Below are 15,008 nucleotides of genomic sequence, written 5' to 3' on the forward strand. Positions count from 1 at the left end.
GGCATAAAGGAAAGTTACTATCTAAAGAAGGGGTGAAAGCAATCGGCAAGTGGACTCCAATACTTTCAAACCGAAATTCCGTTTGGAAAACACATCAATCTCCACTTCTTGGGATACCTTTATATCTTCCAAAAAATCATTCACCAGCTGCTGAGTACTTTCCGTCCGGTAGAGAAAAGCATTGACTTCGAAATTCAGGTGAAAGCTTCTCATATCGATATTGGTTGTCCCAATTGATGCCAGTTGGTCATCAACGATGATGATTTTACTATGCATGAAGCCTTCATTATATTGGAATATACGAACTCCAGAAGCAAGCAATTCGGGAAAATAAGTTCTCGAAGCATGAAATACGATACGTTTATCGGGGTTCTTCGGGACGAGCAGCCTGACATCCAAACCACTTAAAGCAGCCACCTTCAATGCTTGTAAGATATCGTCATCAGGAACGAAATACGGGGAGGCAATCCAGACGGACTTTTCTGCTGAAGTGATCATCTTAAAAAAAATGCTTTTAATGATCGTCCACTCACTATCCGGCCCGCCGCCAATCAATTGAACTCCGCCATGTCCGTGATGATTCGGCAGTCCGGCCATGAGGTATTCATCACTTAAAAAACTATTATTGGTGCTATAATACCAATCCTGCAGAAATATGAGCTGTAAAGTCCTGACCGCTTCCCCCTTTATGATAAGATGCGTATCCCGCCAAGAACCGAATTTCTGATTTTGTCCCAAATACTCATCCCCAATATTGAGGCCACCGATGAAACCGACAGAGCCATCAATCACAATTATTTTACGATGGTTACGAAAGTTGAATTTATTATTTAATAAAGGGAGATGCAACGGACCAAAGGCCACCATTTCGGCTCCCGCACTCCTCAGTTCATCGATATAAGAGCGAGCTAACTTCCAAGAACCAACCGCATCATAGAGAAATCGGACCTCTACCCCTTCTTTTACTTTTTGTATCAAGATGTCCTTTAGCAGACCGCCAATGCGGTCATCCCTAACAATATAATATTCTAAATGAATATGATGTCTGGCTTTTTTTAATTCTTCGATGATATTGGAAAATGTCTCCTCACCATTCCTTAAGACCCGGGTTTCAGTCGTAAATGAAATAGGGCTATTCCCCAGCCTATTTGCAAGATTGATTAACTGCTGAGGGTTCCCCCCCATTTCCTTAATTCGTTCAATATATTCCGCTTCGCCGCTTATTTTCACGAAGCTCTGTTTATCCAAAAAGTACTTCTTGCGAAATATCCTTTCTTTCCGAAAATTACGTCCAAACAAAAAGTAAAAAATGAAACCGATGAATGGGAAAGCGACAAAAATAATAAGCCATGTTATGGTCTGGACGGGATCTCGGTTTTCCAGGAAAATGTTGAATCCAATTATCACCAAGAAAAAGGACAATATAAGGCTAGAATAAAAAATCAGCCCGCCATGGACGCCATTTATTAGAAAATACCAAGTGCTGACCAACAAGAGAATAAGCAGACCGATGCCAACTATATTCTTCACCTAGACTCCCTCCAATTAATAAACACAGGCACATTTAAAAACCTCCCTGCTAAGGTAAAAAACATTTAGTCTTGGACGAAAAGGCCGATTTCTACTGAAATCGGCCTCAACAGTCTATGCGAAATATTTATCGACCGTTGTGAAAACATCATTTTCGATAACAATCTTCCCGTACTCTTCAAGCATGTGCACCGTTATAGGTGACTCCTGACTATATTCCAATAAAAGACTTAGAACATTATCGATTTCTTCCTCATCAATCTCCGCTTCGGAAAATTCAATATAAAGATAATATTTATTCTGATAAACATAAAGTTTTGTCGTCCAGTCATCCAAGCCATGACGTTTGCTTAATGAAATGACATCTTCAAAATCCTCGAAAGTCGTGATGAATTCAATCATACCATCTTCGAATGTCATGCCGCTTTCTTCATCTTTACCATGAAAATGTTGATCAAGAAGCGTATCCATCTTGTCTGATACATTCAAATCCCTTAACTTATCATCTGAAAGAGGCAGCTCGAGTTTCTGACCATCTTTGGCAAGCTGGGCTTTTGTGACCAAAACTTCCAAGCCTTTTTCAAGGGCTTGAACTTGAATCCATAAAGGTCCTTCAATCATGAATTCTTCTTCTTGATGCACTTCATCCATCATTTCCCAAAAAAGTTCCTCACTTCGCTCGCGGCTGTACCAAATTTCTTCGCGATCAAAGCCTCTTTCCTCAATATCTATATAGGAAATATAAAATTTAACTGTATCGTCATTAATGCGTTCGATTTCCATGATTCCCCTCTCCCTTCCTTTCTCATTTTGAAGGGATAATAACCCCCAAGCGAAAATTGCTCTTAAAAGCTCTTTACCCGTAAGTGAATACTGTAAATCATGATAGTCATTAAAACAGACTATTTTACATCATTTTATGACAAAACCTTGAAGAAGGGAAATAAAAAACATTACTTATCTAAAAAACAATTGTTTGCCTAATATTCCATTCATTCTATAAAAAAATTCATCCGCATGCAACTATCCTAATGCTTTATTTAATTTTTATCCTACTGCCGTTAATGCCTTATTATATACATGGCATGATGAGCTGCATTCTTATTTTTTCTTTAAATGATGACAGGTTCAAGGGACCTGCTGCAGCTCAGAAACGTCTGCTGTTACCTATGAATCCTGTTATGTTCCCCGTCATTAAGTTAAAAAAATCAGCGAAAAATCGGTTATGTATAAAGAAAAAGCCCTGCACATTTCCTGGCAGAGCTTGAAAGACCTTATTAGTTGACCATACGTTGTGCTTCCCGTAACTGGAAGGTACGAACTTTACGTGGTAAAAATCGTCTTATCTCATCTTCGTTATAACCAACTTGAAGCCGTTTCTCGTCAAGGATAATTGGACGTCTCAACAGACCTGGATTTTCCTTGATCAATTTATATAATTCTTGAAGAGGCAGGCTCTCTAAATTTACGTTTAGCTTTTGGAAAGTTTTTGACCGTGTTGAAATGATTTCATCGGTTCCATCTTCTGTCATTCGAAGAATTTCTTTAATCTCATCAATCGTTAACGGTTCTGAAAAAATGTTTCTTTCTTTATATCCAATCTCATGTTCCTCTAACCATGCTTTTGCTTTTCTGCATGAAGTACAACTAGGTGATGTATATAATGTTACCATGTTTACTCACACTCCCTAAATATAGAATCGGTGATCTATGAGGGGAAATCTACTATTAGTATTCATAAGTACCACTCTAATTTGAAATAATTTTAAATAAGTATTTCATTTTCTTTATTATACACTAATTTATTTAAAATGAATACCCTTTTTGATATTTGGAAAAATCCTTTTAAACTTCTAGTTTAGCCTGTACTATAGCTATTTCTGTTTTTTATGTAATACATTAAAACCGCTTTTTCTAATTGAAAATACCTACCCACCATTCTCATTTAACTCTCCATACGGCCCTCATGATTTTTTAATTAACTCGTTACTTTTATTTACCCCCAATCTTTGTCAATAAACAAGATCATGTTAATATATTTTCTTTAATAAAAAGCAAATTCCTCCTTTTACATTAAAAACCATTCTTTTAGCACATATATTTCCAAAAGCAAAAAAGGTAATTCGAAAGAATAAGCGATAAGGGAGCAATCTACCATCCAAGAAGTTATAGATATTCATTTTCCTGCAAAATATGCACAATAAGATAAGACAGTTTGCCTACAGTCTAAAAAACGATCTAGTTTTTTTCAGAAATCCGCTCTCTTTCCGCCAGCTGTCTGCCAACCTTCCTCGCCGCGTCTGTGGGGTCTTGGCTAGCCAGTTTCTCGGCAGGAGTGTCGTAAATTTTCTTCAATCCAGTGTGGGTTTCATCCCATATTAAACATGAGGGGTAACCACCCTTCTTATAAAATTATGGTTCGTGGTGAGATCATTCGGAACCTCCAGACTGTAGACAAATTGAAAAGACAGTTTGCATGAATTTTTCTTTGAAAATGTTCGGGTTGTTTTCTGCTGGAGCACTTTTTTCAGCCGTCCACGTAATTTTTCGTCCTTTACCGTACTTTTTTCAACAAACTAAAAAGGGCCGGTGAACTGAACTGCCCCCCAATTGTTAGACAACATCTAACAATTGGAGGTGCAGTTTTTTTGACTAAATATACAATAGAAGAAAAATCAAATGCTGTTTTAGAGTACTAAGAAGGGTTCTCCGATTGATTGCTGGATATAGCCTTTGATCGCTTGGAATCGAAAGATTCACCCATTCTCCATTCAGATCAGGGCTGGCATTATCAGATGAAACAATCCTCGCATGATTTGAATAAACATAACATTACACAAAGCATGTCCCGCATAGGAAATTGTCTCGATAATGCGGTCATTGAAAACTTCTTTGGCTTATTAAAATCCGAATTACTCTATCTTCAAGAATTTGAAAGCATGCATTTCAAACAAGAACTAGAAGAATATATCCATTATTACAATCATCAACGAATCAAGGTAAAATTAAAAGGCATGAGCCCGGTAGATTACCGGGTTCATGCCCTCAAGGCTGCCTAAGTAAATAAAGTGTCTAACTTTTTGGGTTCACTTCAAACAACCGGCCCTTTTTTCTCACACTTCCATCTCTTTAAAAATATCCGTTTCCTGACTTGCATTCAATCTTAGTACATCCTCTACATCTTGATAAGATTTCCCATAAAGATCATCATCTTTGTAAGTATGGATTTCAGAATAAATTTCTCTCATGAATTCAAATACGTCTTCTTCATCAACAGATGGATTTGCCGGCCAATATAAGATTTCCATAGGCGTATTCTCCTTGGTGGCAAGCGATTTTCTGCTGTAGGAAATCGAAGAGGCGTGCTTGAATCCTTCCCTTTTATAAAATTTCAGCCTTTTAAATGTATCATCATCATTTTCTTGTACTGGTTCTACTTCCAGCAAGATCGTTTTCTGCTTTTTTTGCAATTTTTGAATCAATTTCCTCCCTAGTCCCTGCCCCCTTGATTTCTTTGATACAAAAAGGTAATCAACGAATATAAACTCGTCCCCTTCCACATATAATAAAACATGGTCGGGACCTTCATCCTTTTTATATATTTCCTGCTTATCTTCTAAAAGAACTTCTATATGTTCTTTGGACTTCATTTCTTCAATAGGGAAATACTGATTTAATTTTTCATACCAATTCATAATTTAATCTCCTCATTTGCTAGTTTATACTTTCCAGATTTTTTCTTATACACTACAATGGAACTTGAATAGCTTGAAAATATTAGGAGGGTTTTGATGATCAGCTACTTTTTGGACTTTTTTTTAGTCGCTGCTTGCGTTATTGGCATTACGGCTGTGAATGGCATTGTGACGAATGGCATCGGCGAAAAATGGTTTGGCGGGAAACGTCACTCTCATATTTTCGATCAATCGAAACGAATTCAGTCAGGGTGGAGTCAAGTTGGCGGGAATAAAAAGCGGTAATTCAGAGAGAATTTGGATGACCGGAAGGAACTTCCTGGGTCATCCCTTTTTTCATGGGGTATAGTCTACTCCCTTTGTATATCGATTTGCTGCATTCCACAATAAGTATTCATCAATACCATTATCATTCAATGCTTTTATTTGGGCTTCCACTTCTTCCTTACCATACCTTTGGTAATTACCATCGCCTAAATATGAGGCAGTAAAATCTTGTAGCCAAGGTCTTGAAGTAGGTGGTGTTTTTAATTCCTTCAGCTTCCCGTTCTCCAATTTTGCATATTCCTTAACGAGATTATAAGGCTCCAAATCAGGCTTATCGATACCAAAATAAGATGTCCAGTGACTTGGATAGATCATCGAGGAAATTACATCAACATTCTCAGAGATTTTTGTGAAGTTTTGCCCAATTCCGGGAGCTTCAGGCAATGTAGCCGCATATCCAAAAATATCCACTGATACTTCGACATCGTATGGCTCCAGTTGTTTCCTCGCATAACTTACGAAATCCGTCACTGCCTGAACCCTTTTGGCTGTATGACTCATTTTCGCTTCATCATATTCACCGACATCATATTTCAAATCATCTTCTTTATTTTCGAACCCTTCGGGAAAACGGACATAGTCAAATTGAATTTCTTTAAAACCCATCTTTGCCGCTTCAATGGCAATACCGACATTATAATCCCACACTTCTTTTAGGAATGGGTTAACGAATGCTTCCCCTCGACCATTCTTCCATACCTTTTCGCCATCTAAAAAAGACAATTCAGGTTTCTCTTTGGCTAAAAGTGAGTCTTTAAAGACGACAACCCTTGCAATCGGATAAATCTGTTTATCCTCGAATTTTTTCAGCATTGCCTTTGGGTTTTTTATGTAGTCTTTACCAATCCCAGCATATGGAGAGTCGTGATCTTCGGTTTTAAACGTTACGTTCCCCTTGTCATCCTTAATGTCAATGACCATCGCATTCAAATCGGTTTCATCTACATATTTAATAAGTTCATTCAACTTATTGCCTCCCGCTGCAGGCCCTGTCACATATATCCCGCGTACAGCATCCGGATAGTCGAATTTCAACCCCGAATCAAAAACAAAACGCGGTACACTCACAGGCAATTCTTTATTTTCTAATGCTACCTGCCTGGTTTCGTTCATGCCTTGCGCATGAACTGGCTGTTGAATCAGGAATATGCACATCCCTGTCATCAACCATTTACACATTGGTTTCATTTTCTCCACCTCATTCGCCATCAGTCATCAATATTCAACAAATATAATAAACCCCTTTCTTTAATACCACAAACAATTAACTTTACTCCTATATTTGATAAATAATTAAAAAAACTGTCTTTTTAGCTTTAAAACCCGATGCGAATACGTTCAACAATCCCGTATTCCCTTGTGAGTATCCTTCCCTAAAATGGTCTGCTCATTGTGAAATATGTTAAACGGTTTGATTTTCCTTGAACCCTTCATTTCTTCCATAATCAAAAAAAAGAAACGGAAAATCCGTTCTATTGGCTTGATTGCCGTTTCGATTATACATTTAATATGAATAAATGCTAAAATACAGTATAGTGGACATTTCGTATTCTCAGAATGGCATCGATACAGGACAAAACGGCCCTCCACAAGATTTAAATGAGCACCTCCCCCTCATAGGAGTATGCACATTTCTTTCAAAGAAAGTGGATTCATTTTCTATTTATCCTTACAATAATGAAGAGCGAATATCCATTTATCAATAAACGCATTTAGAGGAGTGACTAGCAGTTGAAAAGGATTTTCTCCGGCATTCAGCCATCCGGTTCCGTTACTTTAGGAAATTACATCGGAGCCATGAAACAATTCGTTAACTTACAAAATGAATATGAATGTTTCTTTTGTATTGTTGACCAGCATGCAATTACAGTTCCACAAGATCGCATTAAGTTAAGGAAAAACATTAAAACATTGGCCGCTTTATATTTGGCCATTGGCCTGGATCCTGAAAAGAATACCATCTTCATTCAATCAGAGGTACCTGCGCATGCTCAGGCAGGCTGGATTTTACAGAGTATCTCCTATATTGGGGAACTTGAGAGAATGACGCAATTTAAGGACAAATCCGCTGGCAAGGAAGGGGTATCCGCAGCACTGCTTACTTACCCCCCGTTGATGGCTGCCGATATTCTCCTTTATAGTACAGATGTGGTTCCTGTCGGGGAAGATCAAAGACAGCATCTTGAATTGACACGCGATTTGGCTGAACGGTTCAATAAAAAGCATAATGACATATTTAAAATCCCGGAAATCAGCCTTCCTACAGAAGGGGCCCGTATCATGTCCCTTCAAGAACCAACCAAGAAAATGAGCAAATCTGATCCTAATAAAAAGGCAACGATTGCCTTATTGGATGATCCCAAGCAAATCGAAAAAAACATCAAGAGCGCAGTTACCGATTCGGAAGGAATTGTCCGTTACGATAAGGAAAACAAAGCGGGTGTTTCCAACCTGATGTCCATATATTCCATCTTCAGCGGAAAATCCTATTCAGAAATTGAAGAGATGTATGAGGGCAAAGGTTATGGTGACTTTAAAAGTGATTTGGCTGAGGTGGTTCTTGGAGAAATCCTACCAATCCAAGAACGCTATAATGAATTGATCGATTCCCCTGAATTGGATGAAATTCTGGACCGCGGTGCAGAAAAGGCGAACATTGAAGCCAATAAAATGATCAGAAAAATGTATAATGGCATGGGACTTGGCAGAAAGAGATAAAAAAAGACGATCCTCGACGGATCGTCTTTTTTGCTCATAATATCGATGGGCTATCGCCAGCCTCCACTTGCCAAAGCTTTTCAAAAAATGGCTGCCCCTTCACAAGGTTTTCACAAAGTTGTAGGTGCTTCTCTGACCAGCCTTCCTTCATTTCTTCATATAACTCAAGCCAAGCTATCTGAAAATCCATTTCTTGAATGCTTTCATATTTCTCTGGGGCCCATTCTGTATACCAATAGCGGATTTCAGCGGTGTTTTTTGCCGTGAATAATTGGTCCATGGCCATGAATAGCAATTGCTTAAGTTGTCTTTCTTTTCTTGTCAAACCGTTCATGAATAAGGGAGACGGCGACAAAATATGATATTCTTTCTCAGATGTAGGTTTTTCAGTAAAGGTGTAATCCATCTCATCATGGTTTTCTATCATGTCATAAACAATTTGTTCCTGCCGGGGAATTATTCTGCTTTTCCTAATCGGAATATGATAACCTATTGTATCAACAGCTAAAATTCCATTTCCATCAGTCACGATAAAACAATAGTCAAGCTGAATTCGTTCATGATTTTTCCTTGCATATGCTTTTTGATAAACATCATTCAGCAATGGCTTAGGTAATTCTGACAAGTCGTTTTCTATGTAGTGGAACAATGTTGATGACACTTTTAACAAAGGAACTTGATCTAGTAGTTCGATCCCGTCATCCTTCCTCCATTCATGAAAATGACAAATATTATAGCCGTTTTCTTCTCCTTCAAACCAGTTAACCCATACATCATGAAGATATAGCATCATTCATCCCTCACTTAAACAAATTTCTGTTTGTCAATCAGTATAGGCAGGAACCATACAATTTATTCCTATTCTAGAAAACAGATTAAGAAAAAAAGAACGTATATATTAACTCTTTTTTGATAAGAATTCTTCAGATTGAATAATGAATGATTTTTTCACAGAGAGTTTTTCAAAATTTTTCACCAGATAATAGCCACTACAGTATCCAAGCATATATGGATATCCTTTCCTCCCCAGCAGAAGTACATCATGAAGAGGATCTGTACGTTTTATCGTGTGCTTTTCCTCTAAATGCTTGCTCCAAAATTCCCGTAATTTATCTTCCTGATATAACTTAGTCCATTTCGCTAAAAATTTTGTTCCTAAATATTTTCCCACCGTTCTTTCTGCCAGTCCTTCCATGATCATCGTATCCAGGAGAGTGAATTCTTTTTGGTCCTTTTTCAAATGATGCAGACGGCAAACATGATGATATTCATGAATCAACAGGGCCTCCATTTCCTTTTCGGCTATCCCCTTGCCCAAAAACAGGAATAGTTTATCTTTAAATGCCAACCCTGACTTCGTTTCAACCTTTTTATTCCATATCCCCGAAGACATGAGCGGAAAAATATATATGGGAACATCAGGCCCTCCCCATAGCTTCTTATATGCTGTAAACAAGCTTTGTGTTTTTTCCCATACATTATTTTCTTTTAAGTCTTCCCATGTAAGTTTTGTTTTTTGATTCGGCGAATACATGCCATGCTTCAATAAATGATGATAAATCATGTCCGCATCAAGGGTATTGTTGAATGTGCTTTTAAGTCTTTCCATCATCTGGACCGGGCGGTTGAAATCCTTCCTCATCCATTCATTGGTTGAAATGACTCCCATTTCCCATACACCTCCGCTTCTATTGACTATCGTATGATTTAAAGAAGGCGGTTGACACATTTTTTATATCCCTTACATTTGCATTTTCCCTTCAAAATAAAAAGAGCAGATCCCAAAAGATCTGCCCTTCCTTTAAAACTTATTGATATTTCTTGAAAAGAATCGTTGCGTTATGTCCACCGAATCCAAGTGAATTGCTGATGGCTGCATTGATTTCGCCCTTCCTTGCTTGATTCGGAACATAGTCCAAATCGCACTCAGGGTCTGGTGTTTCAATATTGATGGTTGGAGGCAAAATGCTGTCCCTGATTGCCTGAATCGTGAATATTGCTTCCACACCGCCTGCTGCCCCTAACATATGGCCTGTCATTGATTTAGTGGAACTTATTGCAAGTTTATTAGCATGGTCGCCAAAGACTTCTTTGACTGCCATCGTTTCGTATTTGTCATTGTATGGCGTACTCGTTCCGTGGGCATTCACATATTGAATGTCTTCCGGATTCAAGCCTGCATCCTCAATTGCAATTTTCATCGCTCTTGCCCCGCCTTCTCCACCTGGTGCCGGAGCGGTAATATGGAAGGCATCTCCAGTTGAGCCATAACCAGCTATTTCAGCATAAATCTTGGCTCCTCTATTCAATGCATGTTCAAGATCTTCCAGAACGATAATTCCAGCTCCTTCCCCTATTACGAAACCATCACGATTAAGATCAAAAGGACGGCTAGCCGTTTGTGGATCAGGGTTGGTCGATAAAGCCGTATTTGCACAGAAGCCTGCAACCGACATTTTTGTGATTGGCGCTTCAGCACCGCCAGTGATCATGACATCGGCATCGCCCCGTTGAATGGCTTTAAACGCATCACCAATTGAATTTGTTCCTGTTGCACAGGCTGTTACCGTACATGAATTGATTCCTTTAGCACCCAGTAAGATAGAAACCTGGCCGGCTGCCATGTCCGGAATCATCATTGGAACGAAGAATGGGCTCACCCGTTTATATCCTCTGTTCAAAAAGTTTTCATGCTGTGTTTCAAGTGTCTCCAGCCCGCCGATTCCCGAACCGATCCAGACCCCGACACGTGCAGCATTTTCATCGGTTATTTCCAGCTTGCTATCATTATATGCCATAACGGAAGCTGCAATTGCATAATGGGTAAAACGGTCCATTTTGCGTGCTTCTTTACGATTTATATATGTCTCTATATCAAATTCCTTGATTTCAGCTGCCACTTTAACGGGGAATTCTTCAGCATTCAAACGAGTTAAAGGTCCTATTCCCGATTTCCCCTCGATTATATTCTTCCATCCAGTTTCTGCATCATTACCAACTGGAGAGATTGCTCCTATACCTGTTACAACTACACGGCGATTAGTCATTAAAAATGGCTCCTTCCTATTTTTAAAGCTCTTACGTTTTGCTTCTTCTTTTATTTACCCCACCTAAGAGCGATAGCTCCCCAGGTAAGGCCACCACCAAAACCGACCATGACGATTAAGTCATTGTCCTTGATTCTTCCCGCTTCCATTTCTTCCACAAGGGCCATTGGAATGGACGCTGATGAAGTATTTCCATATTTATGAACCGTTTTTGTCATTTTTTCAAGCGGGAGACCCAAGCGTTCCCTTGAGGCTTCCATAATGCGAATGTTTGCTTGATGCGGGACAAGCAGATCCACATCTTCCTTTGTCAAACCAGCTTTTTCCAATACACCCAGGCTGGATTCCCCCATCTGACGGACAGCAAATTTAAATACTTCACGTCCATTCATATGAATGAAATCTCCTTCCTGTAATAAGTGCTTCCCGCCAGTTCCATCTGCGCCTAATTCAAAGGAAAGGACTCCTTTGCCTTCAGATACAGGTCCAAGTACTGCTGCACCCGCTCCGTCACCAAAAAGTACAGCAGTGTTGCGGTCTTCCCAATTGGTTACTTTCGAAAGTTTTTCAACACCGACGATCAACACGTGCTTATATGCACCTGTCTTAATAAATTGCTGTGCCGTGATCATTGCATACATAAAACCCGCACATGCAGCACTCACATCCATTGCAGCTGCCTTCATCGCTCCCAATTTCTCTTGAATCATGCAAGCGACAGAAGGAAACGACTGATCAGGCGTAACAGTAGCTACAAGAATTAAATCTATCTCTTCAGCAGAAATTTCCGCATTTTTCAATGCAGCTTTTGCGGCCTCATAAGCCATATCTGATGTATCAATATCATCATTTGCAATTCTTCTTTCCTCAATACCCGTCCTAGTCCGGATCCACTCGTCGGAAGTGTCCATAATTTTTTCTAAATCCGCATTCGTAACGATTTTGTCGGGTAAGTAGCGGCCAAGCCCAAGTATTCCAGCATTCATCTTGCCATCCCCTTATATTTTAATGAGTTATTATAAGCATCTATTATTACCTGGTACTAATTTTATATAAAAAAAGACTTCCTTGCAAGAGTTAACAGTTTGAAAAGCTAAAGAAATCGCTTTCGGAAGTCGGACAAGCGCCTATGCCAGGGGAAATTAGGGACATAGATTATAAATAAAAGGAGTATAGGAGGAATTCATTGTGGACATCTTCAATCGCAACCGCGAGAGAAACCCGGATGATCATTTTTCGAATTTGATGTTTGGCAGGAAAGCTGAACCGGAGCAAGAGGAATCCAAGGAGGTTGATTATATGCAATTATTGGCGAGCGTTGAAACATTGATGGGCTTATACAGTCAATACAAACCGACCATTGATAAAATTAATCTGAACCCATTGATCGCCAAGTTCTTGAAAAAAGAATAAAAAAAATTAAGGCTGCCCTTTAACCGGACAGCCTGCCTTTAATTAACGCTGAGCATCTTGTTTACCAAGCTCATAAGCTTCTTGCATTACGCTTTTAAAGAGCTCCATGAATGGCTCTGCCATCTCCATTGAGAATGGAATCCCGCTTGCTTCAAGCTTCGCTTTAGCCTCTGGGAAGTATTTCATGGCAATTCCCATAAATTCAAGAGTTTTATCTGAACTCATTCGCGTTTCCCCCCATCTTTTGAATAATCATCAATTGATCATTGTGATGCCCAAATAAAGCTCAATATTATCATAATTCCACAAGACCCTTTCGTAAAGGGCGCACATATAAAATCATGAATATCTTTTGATGTTAATTCCTATCCTTGAACATTATAGTACAAGACATATAGATTAGAGGCAAATATACAGTTTTGTCATTCCCTAATATCGAAAGCTATCGATACCATATTTTACCGACCAGGCGCTTCGCCTTCATATTTGATTATTGCTCTCTCGCGTTAATCAGGCTTTCTCCACTTTTTAAGTAAGTTTAATCGTTTATTATGTTTTCTTTGTAAAGCAACGCCTTCTTCTGGTTCCATTTTACATTGCACTTCAAATCTAGTTCCTTTATTGATTTTAGTTGTCGATTGGGGAGTGAATGAATCCATACTTTCACCAAATATTAACTTGGCACATTTATTCCAATGATCATCAATACTGCTGCACAAATGGATGTCCTTATCGGAAGAGGAGGTAAGCACTACTTCCAAAGCATTAACAAAATCAGTGATATAGAGAGCATCTCCGGTATATTCGGCAGCAATTGCCGCTTTGATATCAGACTGTCCAAGCTGATTGATTCCAGCTTCAAAGCTCATGCCTTCCGATTGCCAAGGTCCATAAATCGTCGGTAAAAATATGATTTTTGCAGAATCTATTCCACGAATCAAGCTTAAAATGGACTGAAATATACTGACATCTTTTTCAATGGGCATGAAAAGAACGAAATTCGGCGTTTCATTCTTGCCATTTTTGAATTTCTCAATGAAGGAAACGATTTCGCCTATTAGAAAATCGATTTTGTCCATTTTTCCGCTTTGAATATCGTAACAAGATATGAATACCGTGTCCTGCTGTGAAATATCCAATAATTTAAGTTTATTTATCGGAAAGTAAATATAATTTGAATTCCTGCCTATTTCAAGTTCCTTTTCTTCCATAATATATTGACTTGCTTCGGAATCAGCCCAATCGATTCCGATTACTTCTTTACCTTGGTTCAAAAGATATTGAGTCACATAGAATCCCACAAATCGATAAGTGCCAATGACAATGTTTGTTTGCATAAATACAGCCTCCTCGTATGCCATCAAGCCCACTTCACCCGGCACGTCTAGTTTTTTTAGATGCTGTATCGTATGCAAACTATTGTAAAAATATATCTCTTCTCATAAAATCTCTTCATTCTCATTGAAAAACTTTTGTATTTGATAGGGGATTTTATAACGTTTTTCGGGCAATATATACGTCAGCTGCAAGTCTGCTTTTCTAGCCAGCTGGATTTGCCGATAAAGGGAGGCTTGCTCTTTCCGTAAGCTTCCAAAAACCTGAATCACTTTCATGGGGATATTCTCTGCGATTACTGAATCTTCAGTGCCCAGGATATGCTGTTCACATTCTGCCGGATCGAGCTCATATGCAGCAGCAACCTCGGACAGCCACTTTTTATAGAAGAACTTATTTTCCTTTTCTTTCTCCAGTTGTGCTTTCAAGGAAAAAACCGGATCAATCAATACGACAGACCGAATTTTATTTCCAAGTTCATTCATTAGCTTTAGGGCAAGTAGTGCGCCTGTCCCCTCTGCCAATATATGAACCCTTTGATTGACTATTTCTTTTTTCATAAAAAGAATATATAGGTTAAGGGAAAGGTCCAGTGCTTTAGGACTGCCCCAGTTGGCTCCATGAAAATTGGATGAAAATAGCGTGTATCCGTATTCCTTTAAATATTCCAATATCTGCAGCCTGCCAGGATGCTGCAGCCAAAAGCTGCTGTCTTTTTCGACAAAATGACTACGGTCTCCAATTACCATTACGGAAAAACCACTGGGCTGCTCTGGATAATAGATGATATTCCATTGATCATCAATTTGAAAAGTTCGTTGTTCCATCGTTCAAACTCCTTTAAGGAATATTACTACTACTATATTAATTTATGACGAAAAATAGAAAGGGTCAGTGAAAACGCCTAACTTCTTATCCTAAATTAACCAAGCAGGGACGATTT

General features: G+C 38.8%; 15 protein-coding genes and 1 pseudogene. 4 read left to right on the forward strand and 12 right to left on the reverse strand.

The genetic code is table 11. From position 1 onward, the window contains the following. Positions 1-21: 21 nt before the first annotated feature. The 3 genes from cls to spxA all read right to left on the reverse strand — a co-directional run bounded on the left by cls (position 22) and on the right by spxA (position 3,203). Entirely contained in the window at positions 22-1,530 is a 1,509-nt protein-coding gene (gene cls / locus Q8G36_RS09085; RefSeq protein ID WP_305159778.1) for a cardiolipin synthase, read from the reverse strand. Positions 1,531-1,644: 114 nt separating this feature from the next. Next, a complete protein-coding gene (gene mecA / locus Q8G36_RS09090; protein WP_034314498.1) occupies positions 1,645-2,313 on the reverse strand; it encodes an adaptor protein MecA in 669 nt (222 codons plus the stop codon). Positions 2,314-2,807: 494 nt separating this feature from the next. Further along, the gene (gene spxA / locus Q8G36_RS09095; RefSeq protein ID WP_034314502.1) at positions 2,808-3,203 is read right to left on the reverse strand and encodes a transcriptional regulator SpxA; all 396 of its coding nucleotides are present in this window, start codon (positions 3,201-3,203) and stop codon (positions 2,808-2,810) included. 1,044 nt (positions 3,204-4,247) lie between these two features. On the opposite strand from spxA, the pseudogene Q8G36_RS09100 reads away from it, so the two are divergent. Then, positions 4,248-4,589: pseudogene (locus Q8G36_RS09100) on the forward strand (transposase); the annotation flags it as partial. A gap of 54 nt (positions 4,590-4,643) precedes the next feature. Here the strand turns inward: Q8G36_RS09100 and Q8G36_RS09105 are convergent. Further along, complete coding sequence (locus Q8G36_RS09105; RefSeq protein ID WP_305159777.1) at positions 4,644-5,225, reverse strand: GNAT family N-acetyltransferase; 582 nt, start codon at positions 5,223-5,225, stop codon at positions 4,644-4,646. 96 nt (positions 5,226-5,321) lie between these two features. Here Q8G36_RS09105 and Q8G36_RS09110 point away from each other — a divergent pair, with 96 nt between their 5' ends. Next, on the forward strand, positions 5,322-5,510 hold the full coding sequence (locus tag Q8G36_RS09110; protein ID WP_207441052.1) for a hypothetical protein: 189 nt from the start codon (positions 5,322-5,324) through the stop codon (positions 5,508-5,510). A gap of 51 nt (positions 5,511-5,561) precedes the next feature. On the opposite strand, the gene Q8G36_RS09115 is transcribed toward Q8G36_RS09110, so the two are convergent. Then, positions 5,562-6,707 (reverse strand): putative glycoside hydrolase, encoded by a 1,146-nt coding sequence (locus tag Q8G36_RS09115; protein ID WP_305159836.1) that lies wholly within the window; start codon positions 6,705-6,707, stop codon positions 5,562-5,564. Between the two features lie 576 nt (positions 6,708-7,283). Between Q8G36_RS09115 and trpS the strand changes: the two genes are divergently transcribed. After that, positions 7,284-8,270, forward strand: a complete 987-nt coding sequence (gene trpS / locus Q8G36_RS09120; RefSeq protein WP_214743689.1) for a tryptophan--tRNA ligase — start codon at positions 7,284-7,286, stop codon at positions 8,268-8,270. A 34-nt stretch (positions 8,271-8,304) separates the two neighbouring features. Here the strand turns inward: trpS and Q8G36_RS09125 are convergent, their stop codons facing one another. The 4 genes from Q8G36_RS09125 to Q8G36_RS09140 all read right to left on the reverse strand — a co-directional run bounded on the left by Q8G36_RS09125 (position 8,305) and on the right by Q8G36_RS09140 (position 12,303). Then, positions 8,305-9,060 carry a YjbA family protein gene (locus Q8G36_RS09125; RefSeq protein ID WP_034314514.1) on the reverse strand — a complete coding sequence of 252 codons (756 nt, stop codon included), beginning with the start codon at positions 9,058-9,060 and terminating at the stop codon, positions 8,305-8,307. 108 nt (positions 9,061-9,168) lie between these two features. After that, positions 9,169-9,999, reverse strand: a complete 831-nt coding sequence (locus Q8G36_RS09130; protein ID WP_305159776.1) for a DUF2268 domain-containing protein — start codon at positions 9,997-9,999, stop codon at positions 9,169-9,171. A 79-nt stretch (positions 10,000-10,078) separates the two neighbouring features. Beyond that, a complete protein-coding gene (gene fabF, locus Q8G36_RS09135) occupies positions 10,079-11,317 on the reverse strand; it encodes a beta-ketoacyl-ACP synthase II (RefSeq protein WP_305159775.1) in 1,239 nt (412 codons plus the stop codon). 50 nt (positions 11,318-11,367) lie between these two features. Then, positions 11,368-12,303 carry a beta-ketoacyl-ACP synthase III gene (locus tag Q8G36_RS09140; protein ID WP_305159774.1) on the reverse strand — a complete coding sequence of 312 codons (936 nt, stop codon included), beginning with the start codon at positions 12,301-12,303 and terminating at the stop codon, positions 11,368-11,370. Positions 12,304-12,505: 202 nt separating this feature from the next. Here Q8G36_RS09140 and Q8G36_RS09145 point away from each other — a divergent pair, with 202 nt between their 5' ends. Next, positions 12,506-12,730, forward strand: coding sequence for a hypothetical protein (locus Q8G36_RS09145; protein WP_305159773.1), 225 nt, complete (start codon positions 12,506-12,508; stop codon positions 12,728-12,730). A gap of 42 nt (positions 12,731-12,772) precedes the next feature. On the opposite strand, the gene Q8G36_RS09150 is transcribed toward Q8G36_RS09145, so the two are convergent. The 3 genes from Q8G36_RS09150 to Q8G36_RS09160 all read right to left on the reverse strand — a co-directional run bounded on the left by Q8G36_RS09150 (position 12,773) and on the right by Q8G36_RS09160 (position 14,892). Further along, a complete protein-coding gene (locus tag Q8G36_RS09150) occupies positions 12,773-12,955 on the reverse strand; it encodes a ComZ family protein (protein ID WP_034314525.1) in 183 nt (60 codons plus the stop codon). Positions 12,956-13,236: 281 nt separating this feature from the next. Then, on the reverse strand, positions 13,237-14,067 hold the full coding sequence (locus Q8G36_RS09155; protein WP_305159772.1) for a hypothetical protein: 831 nt from the start codon (positions 14,065-14,067) through the stop codon (positions 13,237-13,239). Between the two features lie 102 nt (positions 14,068-14,169). After that, a complete protein-coding gene (locus Q8G36_RS09160) occupies positions 14,170-14,892 on the reverse strand; it encodes a hydrolase (RefSeq protein ID WP_305159771.1) in 723 nt (240 codons plus the stop codon). Between the last annotated feature and the right edge of the window lie 116 nt (positions 14,893-15,008).

Source organism: Peribacillus frigoritolerans, assembly GCF_030676415.1.
In the GTDB taxonomy this organism is placed as follows: Bacteria; Bacillota; Bacilli; order Bacillales; family DSM-1321; genus Peribacillus; species Peribacillus frigoritolerans_A.

What these genes read in the sequence shown, in the direction of transcription:
- mecA (WP_034314498.1), bottom strand. Translation starts at nt 2,313, where the DNA reads ATGGAAATCGAACGCATTAATGACGATACAGTTAAATTTTATATTTCC.
- spxA (WP_034314502.1), bottom strand. Translation starts at nt 3,203, where the DNA reads ATGGTAACATTATATACATCACCTAGTTGTACTTCATGCAGAAAAGCA.
- Q8G36_RS09105 (WP_305159777.1), bottom strand. Translation starts at nt 5,225, where the DNA reads ATGAATTGGTATGAAAAATTAAATCAGTATTTCCCTATTGAAGAAATG.
- Q8G36_RS09110 (WP_207441052.1), top strand. Translation starts at nt 5,322, where the DNA reads ATGATCAGCTACTTTTTGGACTTTTTTTTAGTCGCTGCTTGCGTTATT.
- Q8G36_RS09115 (WP_305159836.1), bottom strand. Translation starts at nt 6,707, where the DNA reads ATGTGCATATTCCTGATTCAACAGCCAGTTCATGCGCAAGGCATGAAC.
- Q8G36_RS09125 (WP_034314514.1), bottom strand. Translation starts at nt 9,060, where the DNA reads ATGCTATATCTTCATGATGTATGGGTTAACTGGTTTGAAGGAGAAGAA.
- Q8G36_RS09130 (WP_305159776.1), bottom strand. Translation starts at nt 9,999, where the DNA reads ATGTGTCAACCGCCTTCTTTAAATCATACGATAGTCAATAGAAGCGGA.
- fabF (WP_305159775.1), bottom strand. Translation starts at nt 11,317, where the DNA reads ATGACTAATCGCCGTGTAGTTGTAACAGGTATAGGAGCAATCTCTCCA.
- Q8G36_RS09140 (WP_305159774.1), bottom strand. Translation starts at nt 12,303, where the DNA reads ATGAATGCTGGAATACTTGGGCTTGGCCGCTACTTACCCGACAAAATC.
- Q8G36_RS09150 (WP_034314525.1), bottom strand. Translation starts at nt 12,955, where the DNA reads ATGAGTTCAGATAAAACTCTTGAATTTATGGGAATTGCCATGAAATAC.
- Q8G36_RS09155 (WP_305159772.1), bottom strand. Translation starts at nt 14,067, where the DNA reads ATGCAAACAAACATTGTCATTGGCACTTATCGATTTGTGGGATTCTAT.
- Q8G36_RS09160 (WP_305159771.1), bottom strand. Translation starts at nt 14,892, where the DNA reads ATGGAACAACGAACTTTTCAAATTGATGATCAATGGAATATCATCTAT.